Source organism: Candidatus Pseudomonas auctus, assembly GCF_048654275.1.
Lineage (GTDB): Bacteria > Pseudomonadota > Gammaproteobacteria > Pseudomonadales > Pseudomonadaceae > Aquipseudomonas > Aquipseudomonas pharyngis.
In genome coordinates this window covers 507,108-527,026 of sequence record NZ_JBJYZK010000002.1, presented here as the reverse complement: position 1 = coordinate 527,026, position 19,919 = coordinate 507,108, and the positions used below count along the sequence as shown (strand labels likewise).

Sequence of the window (19,919 nt, the reverse complement as noted above, 5' to 3'; positions counted from 1 at the left end):
TTGATGGCGCTCACTCGAAGCTACAAAATTTCAATTTCAGAGCGTGCACAACGTGATCCCGAATTTGCCCAGGCATTACTGGACGAAGCCGCAACGCTTTTTCTGAATGGCGAGCCAGAAGTTGCCAGGATAATTTTGCGCGACCTCGTCAATGCAACTGTCGGATTCGAAGAGCTTGCAAGGGAAACTGAAAAGCCCAGCAAAAGCCTGCATCGAATGTTGTCCGCCAAAGGCAACCCGAGCATGGACAATCTGGCGAAAATTTTTTCGGTAATCCGAGCTACGCTGGGAGTAGACATGGAGGTTCACGCGGTACCAGTGAACTGAGCGATTGGTTGATGAGATCGCTGCGACACCAAACCGCACGACGCTTTTTTACTTATCGGCCCTGATCAGGCTAAATAGCCGCGCCTGATCGCCCACCCTACGGACCTGTCCCATGAACCGACACCGGCTCGCATTTGCCTGGATCGCCTGCTTCGCAGTGCTGTTCAACATGCTTGCCATGCCGTTGACGGGAGCGATGGCGCAGGCGGCGCAGTCGCCGGCCGAGCAGTTGCTGTGGAGCAGTTTCTGCACCGGCAGCGGGACGAAGATGGTGGCGATCGACATCGGCAGCCTCGATCAGAAAGCACCGCAAAGCGGTGACAATCATTCGACCATGCAGCATTGCTGGTGCTGTTCCGGATCGGCGCCGGTGGTGGCGTTGCCGGGGCATTCGCCGCAGCTGTATTTCGCTCAGTACGAAAGCAATCGCAGTGTGGCGCCCGCCTTGCTGCAAACCCCGACACCGCGCCAGCAATGGCCGAGCCTCAATCCCCGCGCCTCTCCTCTGGTCTGATTTGTTCCCGCATTTGACCTGCGTTTCAAATCGTTCTGGAGAACTGCCATGTTGAACAAATTCATCGTCATCGCTGCGCTGTTGCTGCCTGCGTGCTTCGCCCATGCCCACGAATACAAGGCCGGCGAGCTGGAAATCGCCCACCCGTGGTCGCAGGAACTGCCGCCGAACGCGCCGACCGTTGCCGCGTATTTCATCATTCACAACGCCGGCAAGACCGCTGACCGCCTGCTCAGCGTCGACTCGCCGATTGCCCCGACAGCGGAACTGCACGAGCACGTGATGCAGGGCGATCTGATGAAGATGCAACAGGTGCCGAACGTGGCCATCCCGGCCGGTGAAAACGTGACATTCGCGCCGATGGCCTATCACGTGATGCTGATGAATCCGACCGACCGCAGTCTGCTGACCGACGGCAAACGCTTTCCCCTGACGATGCACTTCGAAAAGGCCGGTGACGTGACCGTCGAAGTCGCCGTGCAGAAGAAGCCGCCGCAAGCCACGCAAGCCCACGCGCACGCCCAGTAACCGTTCCGGCAGACTTCGCCCATGCGCCCCCTGAGCGCCAGGCCCTCCCTGCAACGCCGTCAGACTGAACACCTGACCCGCGGCAGCTGGATCGCCCTGTTCGCCATGTTGATGATCTTCATCGGCCCGCTGATTTCCCAGTCGATGCCGATGGATCAGCACGCCTCGACCTCCATGCCGATGAGCATGGACATGTCGATGGACATGACGGGTATGGATCACTCCGGGCACACCGCGCAACCCACCGCAGAACATTGCCCGCCGCAATCCTCGCACCACGTACTGTGGGAAAAATGCGGTTATTGCAGCCTGCTGTTCAACTGCCCGGCGCTGACCGGCGGTGGCAGCTTCGCCACCTTCAGCATTCCACTGGTCAACACCTTCACCCCACCCTCCCCGCGTCTGGGCCATGCCCGGCGGACCTTCTTCCCCGGCGCCCGCACCCGCGCCCCGCCCGTCGCAGCGTAAACACCCACCTCTGATTGCACACGGTTGAGAAGACAGCTTCAGGCTGCCGGCCGTGTTGTTTACGACTGTTTGATGGAAATTGTCATGTCCAGGTTTTCTGCTGTCCCACGCCCGGGTTCTGCCCCGGCGTCCTTTGCTCTGAACGAATCCCGCGTTCGTTTCAGACACGCGACCGCCGTCCTTTGCGGCGTCCTGCTGTCCCCGCTGGTCCACGCCGACGAACACGCCGGCCACACTGATGAGCTGAGCCCGACGGTGATCACCGCCATCGCCCCGAGCTCGCCGCTGACCATCGTCACCAACCCGAAAGACCCGCGCCAACCGGTGCCGGCCAGTGACGGCGGCGACTACCTGAAGACCATTCCCGGCTTCGCCCTGGTGCGCAACGGCGGCACCAACGGTGATCCGGTATTGCGCGGCATGTTCGGTTCGCGCCTGAACATCCTCACCAACGGCAGCATGATGCTCGGCGCCTGCCCCGGCCGAATGGACGCGCCGACCTCGTACATTTCGCCCGAGACCTACGACAAACTCACCGTGATCAAAGGCCCGCAAACCGTGCTTTATGGACCGGGCGCCTCGGCCGGCACGATCCTGTTCGACCGCGAACCGGAAAGCTTCGGCGAACTGGGCACGCGGGTGAACGCCAGCGTGCTGGCCGGCTCCCACGGGCGCTTCGACAAAGTCGTCGATGCGGCGGCCGGCGGTTCGTTGGGCTACGTGCGGGTGATCGGCAACACCGCGCATTCCGACGATTACCGCGACGGCAACAACGACATCGTTGCCTCGCGCTATGACAAGTGGAACGGCGACGTGGCGGTGGGCTGGACCCCGGACGCCGACACCCTGATCGAACTCACCGCCGGCAAGGGCGACGGCGAAGCGCGCTACGCCGGACGCGGCATGGACGGCTCGCAATTCCTGCGCGAAAGCCTCGGTCTGCGTTTCGAGAAATCCAACATCAGCGACGTGCTGGAGAAGCTCGAAGCCCAGGTCTACTACAACTACGCCGACCACGTGATGGACAACTACACCCTGCGCACGCCGTCCGGCACCGGGATGATGGCAGGTCCCATGGCATCCAATGTCGACCGCCGCACCCTCGGCGCACGGATCAAGGCCACCTGGCGCTGGGCCGACATCCAGCTGATCACCGGGCTCGATGCGCAGACCAACGAACACCGGCAGCGCAGCGGCATGGGCATCGATACCTACAAGGATCAGCCGTTCACCAAGGACGCCGACTTCCATAACTACGGCGTGTTCAGCGAAATGACCTGGTACGCCGCCGACCGCGACCGGCTGATTACCGGCGCCCGGGTCGACCGCGCCTCGGCCAAGGATTATCGGCAGAGCACCGGCTCGGGAATGATGTCCCGGCCGAACCCGACCGCTGGCGATACCCGCGCCGACACCCTGCCGAGCGGTTTCATCCGTTACGAGCATGACCTGGCCGACAGCCCGACCACGCTCTACGCCGGCCTCGGCCATGCCCAGCGGTTCCCGGATTACTGGGAGCTGTTTTCGCCCAAATCCGGCCCGGCCGGTTCGGTCAATGCGTTCGATTCGATCAAGCCGGAAAAGACCACCCAGCTCGACTTCGGCGTGAACTACAAGAGCGCCGACCTCGAAGCCTGGGCCTCCGGTTACATCGGCCAGGTGCGCGATTACATCCTGTTCGATTACACCCCGACGATGATGGGCATGAGCACCTCCCGCGCCGAGAACATCGACGCGCGGATCATGGGCGGTGAACTCGGTGCCGCTTACAAACTCACCGACAACTGGAAAGCCGATGCGACCCTGGCCTACGCCTGGGGCAAGAACAGCAGCGATGGCAAGGCCCTGCCGCAGATGCCGCCGCTGGATGCACGTTTCGGCCTGACCTACAGCGAAGACAACTGGAGTGCCGGCGCACTGTGGAGGGTGGTCGCCGCGCAAAACCGTATCGATCAGAACAAGGGCAACGTGGTCGGCAAGGATTACGACAAGAGTTCAGGCTTCGGCGTGTTCTCGCTCAACGGTGCCTACCGGATCAACAAACACTGGAAGGTCAGTACCGGCGTCGACAACCTGTTCGGCAAGGCCTACGCCGAACACCTGAACCTGGCGGGCAACGCCGGGTTCGGCTACCCGGCCAACGACCCGCAAGCCATCAATGAACCAGGGCGCACGCTCTGGACCAAGGTGGACATGAGTTTCTAACAGCATCGCCAGCAGGCTGGCTCCCACAAGGATCGAGTTGAACCTGTGGGAGCTAGCCCTGCTAGCGATAGGTTGCGCAGCAACCGCAACAGACAACGAGAAGATCCAAGCCAAGCGGAGCACACGTGATGAAACAGCCCAAACCGAATTTCTACAACCTGGCCTGGCGTTGGCATTTTTATGCCGGATTGTTCGTCGCCCCATTCATGGTGATGCTGGCCCTGACCGGCATCATTTACCTGTTCAAGCCGCAACTCGATTCGCTGATGTACAGCAGCCTGCTGAACGTCCCCGCCGGGCATCACACCGTGCCGGCCGATGACTTGCTGCAAAAGGTCAAAAGCGCTTATCCACAGGGCCAGGTCACCCAGTACCTGCCGCCGGTGAATGCCGAGCGCAGCGCGCAGTTTGTCGTGGCCAATGCCGGCCATGAGCTGAACGTGTTCGTCGATCCGTACCACGGCGACATCCTCGGCGAGCAGGATGCCAAGCAGAACCTGCAAGCCATCGCCCGGGCGATTCACGGCGAACTGATGATCGGCACCGTCGGTGACCGACTGATCGAAATGGCCGCCGGCTGGGGCGTGGTGCTGGTGGTGTCCGGGGTTTTCCTGTGGTGGCCGCGAGGTCAGGCCGCGGGGATTCTGTGGCCACGCCTGAGCAGTCGCGGCCGCGTGCTGTGGCGTGACCTGCATGCGGTCACCGGATTCTGGGGCGCGGCATTGCTGCTGGTGATGCTGCTCAGCGGCATGACCTGGACCGGCTTCTGGGGCAAACAGTACGCCCAGGTGTGGAACGTGTTCCCGGCGGCGATGTGGGACAACGTGCCAACCTCCGACGTCGAGGCCGGCAGCCTCAACAACGCCGCGCGCCAGACCGTACCCTGGGCGATGGAAAACACCCCGATGCCGATGTCCGGCGACCACGCCGAACACATGGCCCACGGTGGCATGCAACACGGCCCCGCCGCGCCGACCATCCGCCTGCAGGACGTGCAGAACATCGCCATCGAGCGCAAGGTCGAGCCGGGCTACAGCATCACCCTGCCGACCACCGCAACCGGCGTGTTCACCATCGCCGTGTTCGCCGACGACCCACGCAACGACGCGACCCTGCACATCGATCAGCACACCGGCAAGGTTCTCGCCGATGTGCGCTTCGAGCAATACGGCGCTGTTGCCCGCGCTACCGAGATCGGCGTGATGCTCCACGAGGGCAAGATGTTCGGCACCTTCAACCAGATCATCGTGCTGCTGATCTGCCTGATGATTCTGCTCAGCGCCGTCAGCGGCGTGGTGATCTGGTGGAAGCGCCGGCCGCACGGCAAGTTCGGCGTACCGCCGCTGCGTCACGATCTGCCGAAGTGGAAAACCGGCGTGGCAATCATGCTCGTACTCGCGGTGGTGTTTCCGCTGGTGGGGGCTTCGCTGGTGGTGGTGTGGTTGCTGGATCGGTTGCTGCTGTCGCGTCTGGGCCGACAAACTGAATCCGCCTCAACTTCATCATGAAACAGGCGAGATGCGCGGTTTAGACAGATCTTTAAACTGCCGGGGCTTAAACTCCGGCATTTTTTAGTGTTACTGTATAACGCAAATTTGCTGCTCTGCCCGCGGCCATGCATTGTCATGAGCCGGCGGGCTTTTCTTTTGAAGAAGTGATTCACCGCCCCGATGAACAAGTACCTCTTGTCCAGCCTCTGTCTGTTCGCCTTGAACAACAGCGCCCACGCCGACAACGCCCCGCTGATGCTGCCCACCGGCACCATCACCGCCTTGGCCAATGACGACCCGACCGTCAGCCTGACCACGCCGACCAGCGCCGGCTCGCGCCTGAACCTCAGTGCGATGGAAACCCCGGCCAGTGTCGAAAGCCTGAGCGGCGAACAGGTCCGCGCCCGTGGCGACCGCAGCGTGCAGGACGCGGTGTCGCGCAGTACCGGCATCAGTCGCACCGGCACGCCGGGCGACGGCGGCACCTCGTTACAGGCCCGGGGTTTTACCGGGCAGAGTTCGGTGATGCAGTTGTATGACGGCAACCGCATGTACACCGGCATGGGCACGGTGACGTTTCCGGTCGACACCTGGTCGGTGGAACGCGTCGATGTCCTGCGCGGCCCGGCCTCGGTGCTGTACGGCGAAGGCGCGACCGGCGCGGTGGTCAACGTGATCCCGAAGAAGCCGTTCGATGGCGAAATCGAAAACCATGTGCGGGTCGGCTACGGCTCGTTCGACCGCCAGCAGCAGGCGTTCGACAGCGGCGGCTCGCTGACCGACACCCTGAGCTATCGCCTCAACCTCAACCGCCTGCGCAGCAACGGCTGGGTCGATCACGGCGACTCGTCCAGCGACTTCATCAGCGCCGCCCTGCGCTGGCAGGCGACCGACGACCTGACCTTCACCCTCGCCCACGATTACGGCGATCAGCGCCCGCAAAACTACTTCGGCACGCCACTGATCAACGGCCAATTGAAAGACAGCCTGCGCAACAAGAACTACAACGTGCGCGACGACAAGCAGCACTACAACGATCAATGGACGCGCCTGACCTCGGATTGGCAGATCAACGAGGCGGTCAGCGCCAGCAACGAGCTGTACTACCTCAAGGCCCAACGCCGCTGGCAGAACGCCGAGAACTACAATTTCGACGCCGATAGCCAACAACTCAGCCGCAGCGGTTACTTCGGCATTGGCCACCAACAGGAACAGGTCGGCGACCGCCAGACCTTCACCTTCAAGCACTCACTGTTCGGTCTCGACAGCCAGACCGTGACCGGCGTCGACTACAACCGTATTCGCTTCCAGCTCGACAGCAACTCGCCGTTCAACGACGTATTGCCGAATGGCCAGCCGCTGGATCGGTATCACCCGCAAACCGGTTATTTCGAGAGCGCCGATCCGTATCGCGATCAGTTCGACAGCACCACCAGACAGATGTCGGTATTCGCCGAAAACCGCACGCAATTGAGCGAGCGCTGGTCGCTGGTGACCGGTGTGCGCCGCGACTACGTGCATGTGGATCGCAACAACCTGGTCGACGGCAGCCAGAGCGACAAGACCCTGACCGGCAACAACTGGAAGGCCGGCCTGGTGTTCGCGTTGACGCAAGACACCTCGTTCTACGGTCAGGTCGCCACCAGCACCGATGGCATCGGCGGTCTGATTTCGCTGAGCCCTAGTCAGCAGCAATATGACCTGTCCACCGCGCGGCAAACCGAAATCGGCATGAAGCAGCTGTTCTGGGACCAGCGTGGCGAATTCACGCTGGCGGCGTATCGCATCGTGAAGAAAAAGCTGCTGACCGACGATCCAGGCAACCCGACACTCAAGCAGCAGGTCGGCCAGCAATCGTCGAACGGGCTGGAAGCCAGCCTCGATCTGCAACTGCCGAACGCCTGGCAGCTGCAGGCCAACGCCACCATCGTCAAAGCCAAGTACGACGATTTTGAAGAAGTGGTCGGCGGCGTGCCGGTGTCGCGCAACGGCAATCGCCCGGTGGACGTGCCACGCCGCACGGCGAATCTGTGGCTGAGTAAAGCGCTCACTGATGACCTGAAGGCCGGCGCCGGTGTGCGTTATGTCGATGCGCGCTACGCCGACATGGCCAACCGCAACGAGCTGCCGAGCTACACCGTGGTCGATGCGACGCTGTCGTGGAAAGCCCTGCGCAACACCACGCTTGGGTTGCAGGTGAACAATCTGTTTGACCGGACGTACGCACAAAGCCAATACAATGAGGGCCAGCAGTGGATTCTGGGTGAGCCTCGTTCGTTCTTTGTCACCGCTGACTACACCTTTTGACTCACTGGCCCCGCCCTCACCCTAACCCTCTCCCGGAGGGAGAGGGGACTGACCGAGGTGTTTGGGCAAGTTACACCGACCTGAAATACCGGGTCGAACTCAGGACTTGAAGAGCACGAAGATCGGCTCCCATTTCCCCTATGGACGGGGCTGACCGAGGTGTTTGGGCAAGTTACACCGACCTGAAATACCGGGTCGAACTCAGGATTTGAAGAGCACGAAGATCGGCTCCCATTTCCCCTATGGACGGGGCTGACCGAGGTGTTTGGGCAAGTTACACCGACCTGAAATACCGAGTCGAACTCAGGCTTTGAAGAGCACGAAGATCGGCTCCCTTTCCCCCTCGCCCCCCTTGGGGGAGAGGGCTGGGGTGAGGGGGATGGATCTACCAGACAGACATAACCTTAGAAATCACACTGAACCTCACATGACCTCACTGTCCCTCACTAATCTCGCTTGGTCCCCCTTGGGCCACGGCCACTGTCATCACCAGTTCCAGCTGCGTGACGCCTCGTTGCAAGTGGCCGCCGGGGAGTTCGTCGGGTTGATCGGGCCCAATGGCAGCGGCAAGACCAGCCTGTTGCGCTGCGCCTATCGCTTCAGTCAGCCGGAACACGGTGAGGTCAGACTCGATCATCACAACGTGTGGAAACAATCCTCACGCTGGTGTGCGCAACGCATCGCCGTGGTGCTGCAGGAATTCCCCGACGCCTTCGGCCTGACCGTCGAAGAAGTGGTCGCCATGGGCCGCACGCCGCACAAAGGCCTGTTCGACGGCGACACGCTGGAAGACCGCAATCTCGCTACCCAGGCCCTCAAATCCGTGGGGCTCGACGGCTTCGAAGATCACGCATTCGCCACGCTGTCCGGCGGTGAAAAACAGCGGGTGATCCTCGCCCGCGCCCTGACCCAGCAACCGCAACTGCTGATCCTCGACGAGCCGACCAACCACCTCGACCCGCGTTATCAACTGGAACTGCTGCAACTGGTCAAGCGTTTGCAAATCAGCACGTTGGCGAGCATCCACGACCTGAACCTGGCCGCCGCATTCTGCGACCGTTTGTATGTGATCAACCACGGCCGGATCGTCGCCAGCGGCACGCCGCAAGAAGTGCTCACCGTAGAACTGCTGCGCGACGTATTCGGCGTCGAAGCATTGATCGATCCCCACCCCCTCCACGGCTACCCGCGAATCACCTGGATAACCCGACCATGACTGTGCGCTCCCTGCTTTGCCTCGCCCTGTTGCTGGGCACCACCCACGCCTTCGCCGAGGAGACGAAGTACCCGCTGACGATCCACAGCTGCAACCGTGAAGTGACCTTCAAGGAAGCGCCGAAGCATGCGGTCAGCCACGACATCAACATGACCCAGATGATGCTCGCCCTCGGCCTCAAGTCGAAGATGGCCGGCTACAGCGGCGTCAGTGGCTGGAAATCGGTAACGCCTGAAATGCAGAGCCTGCTCGACGGCCTGCCGGAACTGGCGGCCAAGTACCCGTCGGTGGAAACCCTGCTCAACGCCAACGTCGATTTCTTCTTCGCCGGTTGGGATTACGGCATGCGCGTCGGCGGTGATCTCACGCCGCAGACCCTGCAACTGCTGGGCATCAACGTCTATGAGCTGACTGAATCCTGCGCCTTCGTGATGAAGCGTCCGGCCGCCACGCTGGACGACACTTATAACGACCTGCGCAACCTCGGAAAGATTTTCGACGTGCAGGATCGCGCCAACGCGCTGATCTCTGAAATGCAGAATCAAGTCGCCGAAATCCGTAAAGACCTGCCTGCTGAAAAACCACGGGTGTTCCTGTACGACAGCGGCGAAGACCGCGCCATGACCTCCGGCCGCCTCGGCATGCCGCAGGCGCTGATCGACGCCGCTGGCGGGCACAACGTTCTCGATGACGTCGAAGCGAGCTGGACCCGGGTCAACTGGGAAACCGTGGTCGAGCGTAATCCACAGGTGATCGTCATCGTCGACTACAGCGAAATCACCGCCGAGCAGAAGATTGAATTCCTGCTGAAGAACAAGGCGCTGCAATCGGTGGACGCGATCAAGAACCAGCGCTTCATCGTCATCCCCTACGTGCAGGCCACGCCGGGGATCGACAACGTGCTGGCGGTGGAAACCCTGGCCAAAGGTTTCCACGGCGAATGATCGATCGTCGCTATGCGCTGCTGCTGATCACCCTCGGTGCCGTGCTGCTGGTGTCGTGCGTGGTGTCGCTGGGCTTCGGCCCGGCGCGGGTGCCGGTGGACGTGGTGTGGCGGATTCTGCTGCACAAACTGTTCGGCCTCGGTGTGGCGGACTGGAGCGCCGGCCAGGAACACATCGTCTGGCTGATCCGCGTGCCGCGCATGCTGCTCGGTGCATTGGTCGGTGCCGGGCTGGCGCTGATCGGCGCGGTGCTGCAAGCGGTGACGCGCAATCCGCTGGCCGATCCACACCTGCTTGGCGTCACCTCCGGTGCCACGCTCGGTGCAGTGATCGTGGTGCTGCACGTCGGTGAAATCGTCGGCCTGCTGACCTTGCCGATCGCCGCGTTCATCGGCGCGCTGTTGAGCATGTTTCTGGTGCTGGGCATCGCCAACCGCCAGGGTCGGCTGGACAGTGATCGTCTGCTGCTGTGCGGCGTGGCCGTTTCGTTCGTGATGATGGCGATCGCCAATCTGCTGTTGTTCATGGGCGATCATCGCGCCAGTTCGGCGGTGATGTTCTGGATGCTTGGCGGCCTTGGTCTGGCGCGCTGGGCGTTGTTGGCGGTGCCGGCGCTGAGCGTGTTGCTCGGCTTGCTTCTGCTGATCGGCATGGCCCGCCCGCTGAACGCCTTGATGGCCGGCGAACAGACCGCCGTCACCCTCGGCCTGAATGCCCGGGCGGTGCGTCTGCGGGTGTTCGTGATTGCTTCGCTGATGACCGGGGTGCTGGTGTCGATCAGCGGCTCCATCGGGTTTGTCGGGCTGATGGTGCCGCACATTGCCCGGCGCCTGATCGGTGCCGAGCATCGGCGCCTGCTGCCGGTGTGCGTGTTGCTCGGCAGCGTTTTCCTCGTCTGGGTGGACGTCGCCGCCCGCACGTTGATAGCCCCCGAAGACCTGCCCATCGGTGTTGCCACCGCAGCCCTCGGCGGGCTGTTCTTCATCGGACTGATGCGCCGCCGCTGATTTCTCGGGGCGCGCCCCAATTTGGCGCGCCCCACTGCACCTTTGCATGCAACACGTCCCCTCATGGTGCGCCGACTCAACGCGCGACCGCTCTAAACCGACATTTTCCTGCCCAAACCCGACCGGGCACAGCCCTTGCAAAACAGCCTTCAGTCGTTCGCATCTGCCAACCATAAAAAACTTTAACGTTCATGGAGATCGCACAATGAAGCGTCGCAGTTTGATCAAGGCTTTCACACTCACGGCATCGATTGCCGCGATGGGCATGACCTGGACCGTACAGGCCGCCGAGACCATCAAGGTCGGGATTCTGCATTCGTTGTCCGGCACCATGGCGATCTCCGAAACGTCGCTCAAGGACATGGCGTTGATGACCATCGACGAGATCAACGCCAAGGGCGGGGTGAACGGCAAGATGCTTGAACCGGTGGTGGTCGACCCGGCGTCGAACTGGCCACTGTTCGCGGAAAAGGGCCGCCAGTTGCTGACCCAGGACAAGGTCGCGGTGGTGTTCGGCTGCTGGACCTCGGTGTCGCGCAAATCGGTGCTGCCGGTGTTCGAAGAACTCAACGGCCTGCTGTTCTACCCGGTGCAATACGAAGGTGAAGAGATGTCGCCGAACGTGTTCTACACCGGCGCCGCGCCGAACCAGCAAGCGATCCCGGCGGTTGAATACCTGATGAGCGAAGAAGGCGGCAGTGCCAAGCGCTACTTCCTGCTTGGCACCGATTACGTGTACCCGCGCACCACCAACAAGATCCTGCGCTCGTTCCTGCACTCCAAAGGCGTAGCGGATAAAGACATCGAAGAGGTCTACACCCCGTTCGGTCATAGCGACTATCAAACCATCGTCGCCAACATCAAAAAATTCTCGGCCGGCGGCAAGACCGCTGTGATCTCCACCGTCAACGGCGACTCCAACGTGCCGTTCTACAAAGAGCTGGCCAACCAGGGCCTGAAAGCCACCGACGTACCGGTGGTGGCGTTCTCGGTGGGCGAAGAAGAACTGCGCGGCATCGACACCAAGCCGCTGGTGGGCAACCTCGCGGCATGGAACTACTTCGAGTCGGTGGAGAACCCGGTGAACAAGAAGTTCGTCGATGACTGGAAAGCCTACGCGAAGAAACACAACCTGCCGGGCGCCGACAAGGCCGTGACCAACGACCCGATGGAAGCCACGTACGTCGGCATCCACATGTGGGCGCAGGCGGCGGAGAAAGCCAAATCCACCGACGTCGACAAGGTCCGCGAAGCCCTCGGCGGCCAGACCTTCGCCGCGCCGTCGGGCTACACCCTGACCATGGACAAGACCAATCACCACCTGCACAAACCAGTGATGATCGGCGAGATCCAGAGCGACGGTCAGTTCAACGTCGTGTGGCAGACCGAAGGGCCGATTCGGGCGCAACCGTGGAGTCCGTTCATTCCGGGTAATGACAAGAAGCCGGAGTATGCGGTGAAGAGCAACTGAGGCGGATTCAGACCTTGAGGCGGACTTGAGACCTTCCCCCTCACCCCAGCCCTCTCCCTCAGGGAGAGGGGGAAAGGGAGCAGATCTCCATCGTTTTCAAAGCCTGAGTTCGACTCTGTTTTTTCAGGTCGATGCTTGATGAACAGACAACTCGGTCAGTCCCCTCTCCCTCCGGGAGAGGGCTAGGGTGAGGGCTGGATTTCGCAGTCGGACACCGCTCCATCGGCCACCGCAACACAGGAAGCACCACCCATGCCCACTGCCTTTTACCGCGTCATCCTGGCCCTCTTGCTCCTGCTGCCCATGATGACCCACGCCAGCGACGCCGAAGACTTCGTCGCCGCCAACCCCACGCAACAGGCCAAACTGCTGGAAGCCTGGGCCGCGCAGCCCGATCCGGCGCGTGTCGAACTGATCAACGCCCTGCAACAAGGCGAACTGACCGTCGACGGCCAACCCAAGACCCTGCGCCTGAACAACCGCCTGCGGGGTCTGATCGACACCGCGCTGGCCAGCCACCAATTGCTCGCCGCCGACGCCAAAACCCGTCTGACCGCCGCGCAGCAATTGCAGAAAAGCGCCAAACCGGCGCAGCTGAAATTCCTCGACCAGCAACTGGCTGGCGAACAAGACGAAAGCGTCCACGCCGCCCTGAGCCTGGCGCTGGCCAATCTGCAACTGGTCGACACCGACCCGGCGGTGCGCCTCGCGGCCGTGCGTCTGCTCGGTGAAACCGGCGACCCGCTGGCCCGTACCCGCCTCGAAGGTTTGCTCGAACCCGGCGTCGAAACCGATGCCAACGTGCGCACCGCCGCCGAAACCAGCCTCGCCCAGGTCAAGCGCAAACTGCTGGTTGGCGAACTGCTCGGCCAGGCCTTCAGCGGTATGTCCCTCGGCTCGATTCTGCTGCTTGCCGCGCTCGGCCTGGCGATCACCTTCGGCCTGCTCGGTGTGATCAACATGGCCCACGGCGAGATGCTGATGCTCGGCGCCTACTCGACCTACGTCGTGCAGTTGATGTTCCAGCGCTACGCGCCGCAGGCCATCGAGTTCTATCCGCTGATCGCGCTGCCGGTGGCGTTCTTCGTCACCGCTGCCATCGGCATGGCCCTGGAGCGCACGGTGATCCGTCACCTCTACGGCCGCCCGCTGGAAACCCTGCTGGCCACCTGGGGCATCAGCCTGATGCTGATTCAACTGGTGCGTCTGGTGTTCGGTGCGCAGAACGTTGAAGTGGCGAACCCGGCATGGCTGTCCGGCGGGATTCAGGTGTTGCCGAATCTGGTGCTGCCGTACAACCGCATCGTGATCATCGCCTTTGCGCTGTTCGTGGTGGTGCTGACCTGGCTGCTGCTGAACAAGACCCGCCTGGGTCTGAACGTGCGCGCCGTCACCCAGAACCGCAACATGGCCGCCTGTTGCGGCGTGCCCACCGGGCGCGTCGACATGCTCGCTTTCGGCCTCGGCTCGGGCATCGCCGGGCTCGGTGGCGTGGCCCTGAGCCAGATCGGCAACGTCGGCCCGGACCTCGGCCAGAGCTACATCATCGACTCGTTCCTGGTGGTGGTGCTCGGCGGCGTCGGGCAATTGGCCGGCAGCGTGTTCGCCGCGTTCGGCCTGGGCATCGCCAACAAGATTCTCGAACCGCAGATCGGTGCGGTGCTCGGCAAGATCCTGATCCTCGCGCTGATCATTCTGTTCATCCAGAAACGTCCGCAAGGCCTCTTCGCACTGAAAGGACGGGTGATCGACTGATGAACCAGCCTCTACTAGTCACGGCCACACAAAAGGCCGGCCCGAAAGTCACCCTCGCCATCGGCGCGGTGGTGCTCGCCTTGCTGATCGCCCTGCCGCTGCTGTCGCTGTTGCCGGCGGACAGCTCGCTGCATGTTTCGGCCTACACCCTGACGCTGGTGGGCAAGATTCTCTGCTACGCCATCGTCGCCCTGGCACTGGATCTGGTCTGGGGTTACGCCGGTCTCCTGTCGCTGGGCCACGGTCTGTTCTTCGCCCTCGGCGGTTATGCGATGGGCATGTACCTGATGCGCCAGGCTGCCGGTGATGGCTTGCCGGCGTTCATGACCTTCCTGTCGTGGACCGAATTGCCGTGGTACTGGAGCGGCACCGGCAGCTTCCTCTGGGCGATGTGCCTGGTGGTGTTGGCGCCGGGGTTGCTGGCGCTGGTATTCGGTTTTTTCGCCTTCCGCTCGCGGATCAAGGGCGTGTATTTCTCGATCATGACCCAGGCCCTGACCTTCGCCGGGATGCTGCTGTTTTTCCGCAACGAGACCGGCTTCGGCGGCAACAACGGCTTCACCAATTTCCGCACGATCCTCGGTTTCGGTATCACCGAACCGGGCACTCGCGCGGTGCTGTTTCTGGCGACGGTGCTGTTGTTGGTGGCGAGCCTGTTCATCGGCTGGCGGCTGGCGCGCAGCAAGTTCGGCCGGGTGCTGACCGCGTTGCGTGACGCGGAAAATCGCCTGATGTTCTGCGGCTACGACCCGCGCGGCTTCAAGCTGTTCGTCTGGGTGTTGAGTGCGGTGTTGTGTGGTCTGGCGGGTGCGTTGTACGTGCCGCAGGTGGGGATCATCAACCCGAGCGAAATGTCGCCGACCAACTCGATCGAAGCTGCCGTGTGGGTAGCCCTTGGCGGGCGCGGCACGCTGATCGGCCCGTTGCTTGGCGCCGGCGTGGTCAACGGCATGAAGAGCTGGTTCACCGTGGCCTTCCCCGAATACTGGCTGTTCTTCCTCGGCGCGCTGTTCATCGTCGTGACGTTGTACCTGCCCAAGGGCGTGATCGGTCTGCTGAAGAAACGAGGTGAATCATGAGAGTCACGGCGAGCGCTGAATTCATGCTGGAACCGGCCTTTTTCCCGGTGGAACCGAACAAGGACGAAGGCACCAGCCGCGACTCGATCGGCCTCGGGCAACGCGTCGGGCCGGGCCTCGATACCCGTCACGGCACGATCCTGACGCTGGAAGACATCAGCGTCAGCTTCGACGGCTTCCGCGCGCTGAACAATCTGAACCTGTACATCGGCGTCGGCGAACTGCGCTGCATCATCGGCCCCAACGGCGCGGGCAAGACCACACTGATGGACGTGATCACCGGCAAGACCCGCCCGAGCCACGGCAAGGCATGGTTCGGTGAAACCCTTGACCTGACGCAGATGAGCGAAGTGCAGATCGCCCAGGCCGGGATCGGGCGCAAGTTCCAGAAACCGACGGTGTTCGAAGCGTTGAGCGTGTTCGAGAACCTGGAGCTGGCGCAGAAAACCGACAAGTCGGTGTGGGCCAGCCTGCGGGCGAAGTTGAGCGGCGAACAGAAAGACCGGATCAGCGAAGTGCTCGACACCATTCGCCTGACCACTTCGGTCAATCGCCCGGCGGGGCTGCTGTCCCACGGACAGAAACAGTTTCTGGAAATCGGCATGTTGCTGATGCAGGACCCGCAATTGCTGCTGCTCGATGAGCCAGTGGCAGGCATGACCGACGCCGAAACCGAGTTCACCGCCGAGCTGTTCAAGTCGCTCGCAGGCAAGCACTCGCTGATGGTGGTGGAACACGACATGGGCTTCGTCGGCTCGATTGCCGACCACGTCACGGTGTTGCATCAGGGCAGCGTGCTGGCCGAGGGATCGCTGGAACAGGTGCAGGACAACGAGCGCGTGATCGAAGTCTATCTCGGCCGCTGAAACTGCAAATACCTTTCCAATGTGGGAGCGGGCTTGCTCGCGAATGCGGTGTGTCATTCAAAGTTGATGGTGGCTGATCTACCGCATTCGCGAGCAAGCCCGCTCCCACAGGGGGATTTGAGGAGAACTTGAACATGCTGCAAGTCGACAAGCTGCACCAGTACTACGGCGGAAGCCACATCCTGCGCGGCCTGAGCTTTGACGTGAAGGTCGGCGAAGTGACCTGCCTGCTCGGGCGCAACGGCGTGGGCAAGACCACGCTGCTCAAATGCCTGATGGGCCTGTTGCCGGCCAAGGAAGGCGCGGTGAACTGGGAAGGCAAACCGATCACCACGTTCAAGCCGCATCAACGTGTGCACGCCGGGATCGCCTACGTGCCGCAGGGCCGGGAAATTTTCGGCCGGCTGACAGTGGAAGAAAACCTGCTGATGGGCCTGTCGCGTTTTCCCGGCAGCGAAGCCAAAGAAGTGCCGGCGTTCATCTACGAGCTGTTCCCGGTGCTGTTGCAAATGAAACAGCGGCGCGGCGGCGACTTGTCCGGTGGTCAGCAACAGCAGCTCGCCATCGGCCGCGCACTGGCCAGCCGTCCGCGTCTGCTGATCCTCGACGAGCCCACCGAAGGCATCCAGCCGTCGGTGATCAAGGAAATCGGCGCGGTGATCAAAAAACTCGCCGCCCGTGGCGACATGGCGATTCTGCTGGTGGAGCAGTTCTACGATTTCGCCGCCGAACTGGCCGATCAGTACCTGGTGATGTCCCGGGGCGAGATCGTGCAGCAGGGCCGTGGCGAAAATATGGAAGCCGAAGGTGTGCGCGGGCTGGTGACTATTTGAGGTTACGGTCTAATCTGTAGCGTCCTAACGATAATCAGAAAACATGAACTTACCTGTTGCGACTGCCCTGTTTACCCCGAGCTGGCATGCCGAGCTGGAGCTGGCCTACGCCCGCTTCGGCGATTGCACGCGGCCGACCCGCCGCCGGCACCTCGGCCCGTTGCGGGTGCAAAAGCATCTGTACGCCGAAGGGCCCGAGGTCTGCCAGCACATCATCGTCCACCCGCCGGGCGGGATTGCCGGCGGTGACCGGCTCGACATCAGCGCCCGCGTTGAGCAAGACGCCTGGGCACAGATCACCAGCCCCGGCGCGGCCAAGTGGTATCGCGCGGCGGGGCCCGCTTATCAGTCGCTAGACCTGCATGTCGCTGATGGCGCGACACTGGAATGGCTGCCCCAGGAAACCATCGTTTACAGCGCCGCCCAGGCGGAACTCACGACTTCGATTGAGCTTGAAGGCGATGCGCGACTGTTTTACTGGGACGTGGTAGCGCTGGGTCGCCCGGCCAGTGGCGAGCGCTTTGACCTCGGGCATTTACAGGCGCATCTGGATATTCGCCGTGATGGGCGGTTGTTGTGGCATGAGCGCCAGCGCATCGTTGGCAACGATGGTTTGCTTGATTCGCCGATCGGACTGGATGGCAATCCGGTGTTTGCAACCTTGCTGGTGACCGGTGAGATCGATGCTGAATTGCTGGAACGCTGCCGCTCGCTGGGGCACGACGTGCGCGGGGATTTGACGCAATTGCCCGGTCTTCTGGTTGCCCGTTGCCTGGCCAGTGAAGCGTTGCTGGCGCGAGCGTGGCTTATTGAATTGTGGCGGTTGCTGCGGCCGAAATTGATGGGACGCGAGGCAGTGCCGCCAAGAATATGGAGCACCTGAAAACCAGCCCTCACCCCCCGCCCTCTCCCGGAGGGAGAGGGAGCCTGACCGAGGTGACCGCTGGAAATGTTTCAGACACAAGAATTCAACTGACTGAACTGGCCATTGAAAACGACCGAGATCAGTCCCCTCTCCCTCCGGGAGAGGGCTAGGGTGAGGGCTGGGTCTGACTGACACCCCACTCACCACAAGAACCACACAAATCTGCCCAAATGGATTTCAAACGATGGACCTGACCCCACGCGAAAAAGACAAGCTGCTGATCTTCACCGCCGGCCTCGTGGCCGAGCGGCGACTGGCCCGTGGCGTGAAGCTCAACTACCCCGAAGCCATGGCCTACATCTCGGCGGCGCTGCTCGAAGGCGCCCGTGACGGCCAGACCGTGGCCGAGCTGATGCACTACGGCACCACCCTGCTGACCCGCGAGCAGGTGATGGAAGGCATCCCGGAAATGATCCCGGAGATCCAGGTCGAAGCGACGTTTCCCGACGGCACCAAACTGGTCACCGTCCACCAACCGATCGTCTGAGGCCGTGCCATGACCTACACCATCCGCGATGCCCTGCACGCCGACCTGCCGGCGATCCGCGACATTTACAACGACGCCGTGCTCAACACCACGGCGATCTGGAATGAATCCGCCGTCGACCTCGGCAACCGTCAGGCATGGTTCAGCGCGCGCCAGGCCCAGGGCTATCCGATCCTGGTGATCGTCGACGCCGACAACACCACCCTCGGCTACGCTTCGTTCGGTGACTGGCGGCCGTTCGACGGTTTCCGCCACACCGTCGAGCACTCGGTCTACGTGCGCAACGACCAGCGCGGCAACGGTCTCGGCCCGCAATTGATGAGCGCACTGATCGAACGCGCGAAAACCTGCGACAAGCACGTCATGGTCGCCGCCATCGAAAGCGGTAACGCCGCGTCGATTCGCTTGCACGAACGCGCCGGTTTCATCACCACCGGGCAGATGCCGCAAGTCGGCACCAAGTTCGGCCGCTGGCTCGACCTGACCTTCATGCAACTGACCCTCAATCCTGGCGCGGAGCCGCCGCCCGCCAACAAGGAGTGACACCGATGAACCCCGCCCAACTGCGACGCGTCAATGCTGAAAGTTTTGCGCACTATCGTCAGGGCCTGATCGACGTGCTACTCGACGCCGTGGGGTATGGCGCCAGCGTCGGTTTCATGGCCGACCTCAATGCCACGCAGGCCCGCGCCTATTTCGACGACGTGCAGGACAACCTGAACAAGGGCAACGTGTTGCTGTGGGTGGTGGTCAAGGACGAACAGGTGCAGGCCAGCGTCCAGTTGAGCCTGTGCCAGAAGGCCAACGGCCTGAACCGCGCCGAGGTGCAGAAACTGCTGGTGCGCGAACACGCCCGGCGGCGCGGCCTCGGCCAACAGTTGATGCAAGCGCTGGAACAGACCGCGCGTCAGTACAAGCGCGGCATGCTTTACCTCGACACCGAGGCCGGCTCTCCCGCCGAAGATTTCTACAAGGCCCTGGGCTACACCCGCGCCGGGGAAATTCCCGATTACGCCTGCGACCCGAACGGCACCTATCGCCCGACGGCCCTCTATTACAAAGTCCTGCAAGGAGCGAACTGATGATTCCCGGCGAGTACAAAATCCAGCCCGGCGACATCGAACTCAACGTCGGTCGCCGCACCGTCAGCCTGAAGGTGGCGAACAGCGGCGACCGGCCGATCCAGGTCGGTTCGCACTACCATTTTTTCGAGACCAACGACGCCCTGACTTTCGACCGCGCCGCCAGCCGTGGCATGCGCCTGAACATTCCGGCGGGCACCGCCGTGCGCTTCGAGCCGGGGCAGAGCCGCGAGGTGGAACTGGTGGATTACGCCGGGCACCGGCGGGTGTTCGGGTTTGCCGGGCGGGTCATGGGTGACCTTTGAGTCCGCGTGTACTGCAGCCCTCACCCCAACCCTCCCGAAACGTCGGACCGCCCGGAGGGAGAGGGAGCCGATCACCGATAGCCGCCTCACCGCGATCAGTCCCCTCTCCC

At 62.3% G+C, this 19,919-nt stretch carries 20 protein-coding genes; all 20 read left to right on the top strand.

Annotated features, from left to right (window positions below):
- Positions 1-3 precede the first annotated feature (3 nt).
- The 20 genes from ACKUG4_RS05920 to ACKUG4_RS05825 all read left to right on the top strand — a co-directional run bounded on the left by ACKUG4_RS05920 (position 4) and on the right by ACKUG4_RS05825 (position 19,809).
- Complete coding sequence (locus tag ACKUG4_RS05920; RefSeq protein ID WP_007951041.1) at positions 4-327, top strand: helix-turn-helix domain-containing transcriptional regulator; 324 nt, start codon at positions 4-6, stop codon at positions 325-327.
- Between the two features lie 112 nt (positions 328-439).
- Positions 440-841 carry a DUF2946 domain-containing protein gene (locus ACKUG4_RS05915; RefSeq protein ID WP_064593200.1) on the top strand — a complete coding sequence of 134 codons (402 nt, stop codon included), beginning with the start codon at positions 440-442 and terminating at the stop codon, positions 839-841.
- Between the two features lie 48 nt (positions 842-889).
- Positions 890-1,369: a copper chaperone PCu(A)C gene (locus ACKUG4_RS05910; RefSeq protein ID WP_085648100.1), complete on the top strand. Its 480-nt coding sequence runs from the start codon at positions 890-892 to the stop codon at positions 1,367-1,369.
- Positions 1,370-1,390: 21 nt separating this feature from the next.
- Positions 1,391-1,837 (top strand): DUF2946 domain-containing protein, encoded by a 447-nt coding sequence (locus ACKUG4_RS05905; RefSeq protein WP_445433629.1) that lies wholly within the window; start codon positions 1,391-1,393, stop codon positions 1,835-1,837.
- A gap of 84 nt (positions 1,838-1,921) precedes the next feature.
- A complete protein-coding gene (locus ACKUG4_RS05900) occupies positions 1,922-4,042 on the top strand; it encodes a TonB-dependent copper receptor (RefSeq protein WP_445433628.1) in 2,121 nt (706 codons plus the stop codon).
- A gap of 128 nt (positions 4,043-4,170) precedes the next feature.
- The gene (locus tag ACKUG4_RS05895; RefSeq protein ID WP_445433627.1) at positions 4,171-5,550 is read left to right on the top strand and encodes a PepSY-associated TM helix domain-containing protein; all 1,380 of its coding nucleotides are present in this window, start codon (positions 4,171-4,173) and stop codon (positions 5,548-5,550) included.
- A 162-nt stretch (positions 5,551-5,712) separates the two neighbouring features.
- Complete coding sequence (locus ACKUG4_RS05890; RefSeq protein ID WP_445433626.1) at positions 5,713-7,839, top strand: TonB-dependent receptor; 2,127 nt, start codon at positions 5,713-5,715, stop codon at positions 7,837-7,839.
- A 427-nt stretch (positions 7,840-8,266) separates the two neighbouring features.
- Positions 8,267-9,055 (top strand): ABC transporter ATP-binding protein, encoded by a 789-nt coding sequence (locus ACKUG4_RS05885; RefSeq protein ID WP_445433625.1) that lies wholly within the window; start codon positions 8,267-8,269, stop codon positions 9,053-9,055.
- Entirely contained in the window at positions 9,052-9,999 is a 948-nt protein-coding gene (locus ACKUG4_RS05880) for an ABC transporter substrate-binding protein (RefSeq protein ID WP_445433624.1), read from the top strand. The genes ACKUG4_RS05885 and ACKUG4_RS05880 overlap by 4 nt, the downstream gene beginning before the upstream one ends.
- The gene (locus ACKUG4_RS05875) at positions 9,996-11,006 is read left to right on the top strand and encodes a FecCD family ABC transporter permease (RefSeq protein ID WP_445433623.1); all 1,011 of its coding nucleotides are present in this window, start codon (positions 9,996-9,998) and stop codon (positions 11,004-11,006) included. Before ACKUG4_RS05880 ends, ACKUG4_RS05875 begins: the two co-directional genes overlap by 4 nt.
- 205 nt (positions 11,007-11,211) lie before the next feature.
- Positions 11,212-12,477 carry an urea ABC transporter substrate-binding protein gene (gene urtA, locus ACKUG4_RS05870; RefSeq protein ID WP_011332239.1) on the top strand — a complete coding sequence of 422 codons (1,266 nt, stop codon included), beginning with the start codon at positions 11,212-11,214 and terminating at the stop codon, positions 12,475-12,477.
- A gap of 252 nt (positions 12,478-12,729) precedes the next feature.
- Positions 12,730-14,232, top strand: coding sequence for an urea ABC transporter permease subunit UrtB (urtB, locus tag ACKUG4_RS05865; RefSeq protein ID WP_085648092.1), 1,503 nt, complete (start codon positions 12,730-12,732; stop codon positions 14,230-14,232).
- Complete coding sequence (gene urtC, locus ACKUG4_RS05860) at positions 14,232-15,311, top strand: urea ABC transporter permease subunit UrtC (protein ID WP_039766758.1); 1,080 nt, start codon at positions 14,232-14,234, stop codon at positions 15,309-15,311. The genes urtB and urtC overlap by 1 nt, the downstream gene beginning before the upstream one ends.
- Entirely contained in the window at positions 15,308-16,177 is an 870-nt protein-coding gene (gene urtD / locus ACKUG4_RS05855) for an urea ABC transporter ATP-binding protein UrtD (RefSeq protein WP_007950599.1), read from the top strand. The genes urtC and urtD overlap by 4 nt, the downstream gene beginning before the upstream one ends.
- 134 nt (positions 16,178-16,311) lie before the next feature.
- Positions 16,312-17,010 (top strand): urea ABC transporter ATP-binding subunit UrtE, encoded by a 699-nt coding sequence (gene urtE, locus ACKUG4_RS05850; protein WP_007950600.1) that lies wholly within the window; start codon positions 16,312-16,314, stop codon positions 17,008-17,010.
- 43 nt (positions 17,011-17,053) lie between these two features.
- Positions 17,054-17,893 (top strand): urease accessory protein UreD, encoded by an 840-nt coding sequence (locus tag ACKUG4_RS05845; RefSeq protein ID WP_445433622.1) that lies wholly within the window; start codon positions 17,054-17,056, stop codon positions 17,891-17,893.
- Between the two features lie 226 nt (positions 17,894-18,119).
- A complete protein-coding gene (gene ureA / locus ACKUG4_RS05840; protein ID WP_011332234.1) occupies positions 18,120-18,422 on the top strand; it encodes an urease subunit gamma in 303 nt (100 codons plus the stop codon).
- Positions 18,423-18,431: 9 nt separating this feature from the next.
- Positions 18,432-18,965 (top strand): GNAT family N-acetyltransferase, encoded by a 534-nt coding sequence (locus ACKUG4_RS05835; RefSeq protein ID WP_445433621.1) that lies wholly within the window; start codon positions 18,432-18,434, stop codon positions 18,963-18,965.
- 5 nt (positions 18,966-18,970) lie between these two features.
- The gene (locus ACKUG4_RS05830; protein ID WP_445433620.1) at positions 18,971-19,504 is read left to right on the top strand and encodes a GNAT family N-acetyltransferase; all 534 of its coding nucleotides are present in this window, start codon (positions 18,971-18,973) and stop codon (positions 19,502-19,504) included.
- Positions 19,504-19,809, top strand: coding sequence for an urease subunit beta (locus tag ACKUG4_RS05825; RefSeq protein ID WP_007950605.1), 306 nt, complete (start codon positions 19,504-19,506; stop codon positions 19,807-19,809). The genes ACKUG4_RS05830 and ACKUG4_RS05825 overlap by 1 nt, the downstream gene beginning before the upstream one ends.
- Positions 19,810-19,919 lie beyond the last annotated feature (110 nt).

Excerpts from the sequence above, each read along its gene's own strand:
- ACKUG4_RS05900 (WP_445433628.1), top strand. The coding sequence starts at position 1,922 with ATGTCCAGGTTTTCTGCTGTCCCACGCCCGGGTTCTGCCCCGGCGTCC.
- urtA (WP_011332239.1), top strand. The coding sequence starts at position 11,212 with ATGAAGCGTCGCAGTTTGATCAAGGCTTTCACACTCACGGCATCGATT.
- ACKUG4_RS05845 (WP_445433622.1), top strand. The coding sequence starts at position 17,054 with ATGAACTTACCTGTTGCGACTGCCCTGTTTACCCCGAGCTGGCATGCC.
- ACKUG4_RS05910 (WP_085648100.1), top strand. The coding sequence starts at position 890 with ATGTTGAACAAATTCATCGTCATCGCTGCGCTGTTGCTGCCTGCGTGC.
- ACKUG4_RS05830 (WP_445433620.1), top strand. The coding sequence starts at position 18,971 with ATGAACCCCGCCCAACTGCGACGCGTCAATGCTGAAAGTTTTGCGCAC.
- ACKUG4_RS05890 (WP_445433626.1), top strand. The coding sequence starts at position 5,713 with ATGAACAAGTACCTCTTGTCCAGCCTCTGTCTGTTCGCCTTGAACAAC.
- ACKUG4_RS05835 (WP_445433621.1), top strand. The coding sequence starts at position 18,432 with ATGACCTACACCATCCGCGATGCCCTGCACGCCGACCTGCCGGCGATC.
- urtC (WP_039766758.1), top strand. The coding sequence starts at position 14,232 with ATGAACCAGCCTCTACTAGTCACGGCCACACAAAAGGCCGGCCCGAAA.
- ACKUG4_RS05895 (WP_445433627.1), top strand. The coding sequence starts at position 4,171 with ATGAAACAGCCCAAACCGAATTTCTACAACCTGGCCTGGCGTTGGCAT.
- ACKUG4_RS05880 (WP_445433624.1), top strand. The coding sequence starts at position 9,052 with ATGACTGTGCGCTCCCTGCTTTGCCTCGCCCTGTTGCTGGGCACCACC.
- ACKUG4_RS05905 (WP_445433629.1), top strand. The coding sequence starts at position 1,391 with ATGCGCCCCCTGAGCGCCAGGCCCTCCCTGCAACGCCGTCAGACTGAA.
- urtB (WP_085648092.1), top strand. The coding sequence starts at position 12,730 with ATGCCCACTGCCTTTTACCGCGTCATCCTGGCCCTCTTGCTCCTGCTG.
- ACKUG4_RS05885 (WP_445433625.1), top strand. The coding sequence starts at position 8,267 with ATGACCTCACTGTCCCTCACTAATCTCGCTTGGTCCCCCTTGGGCCAC.
- ACKUG4_RS05920 (WP_007951041.1), top strand. The coding sequence starts at position 4 with ATGGCGCTCACTCGAAGCTACAAAATTTCAATTTCAGAGCGTGCACAA.
- ureA (WP_011332234.1), top strand. The coding sequence starts at position 18,120 with ATGGACCTGACCCCACGCGAAAAAGACAAGCTGCTGATCTTCACCGCC.
- ACKUG4_RS05875 (WP_445433623.1), top strand. The coding sequence starts at position 9,996 with ATGATCGATCGTCGCTATGCGCTGCTGCTGATCACCCTCGGTGCCGTG.
- ACKUG4_RS05825 (WP_007950605.1), top strand. The coding sequence starts at position 19,504 with ATGATTCCCGGCGAGTACAAAATCCAGCCCGGCGACATCGAACTCAAC.
- ACKUG4_RS05915 (WP_064593200.1), top strand. The coding sequence starts at position 440 with ATGAACCGACACCGGCTCGCATTTGCCTGGATCGCCTGCTTCGCAGTG.
- urtD (WP_007950599.1), top strand. The coding sequence starts at position 15,308 with ATGAGAGTCACGGCGAGCGCTGAATTCATGCTGGAACCGGCCTTTTTC.
- urtE (WP_007950600.1), top strand. The coding sequence starts at position 16,312 with ATGCTGCAAGTCGACAAGCTGCACCAGTACTACGGCGGAAGCCACATC.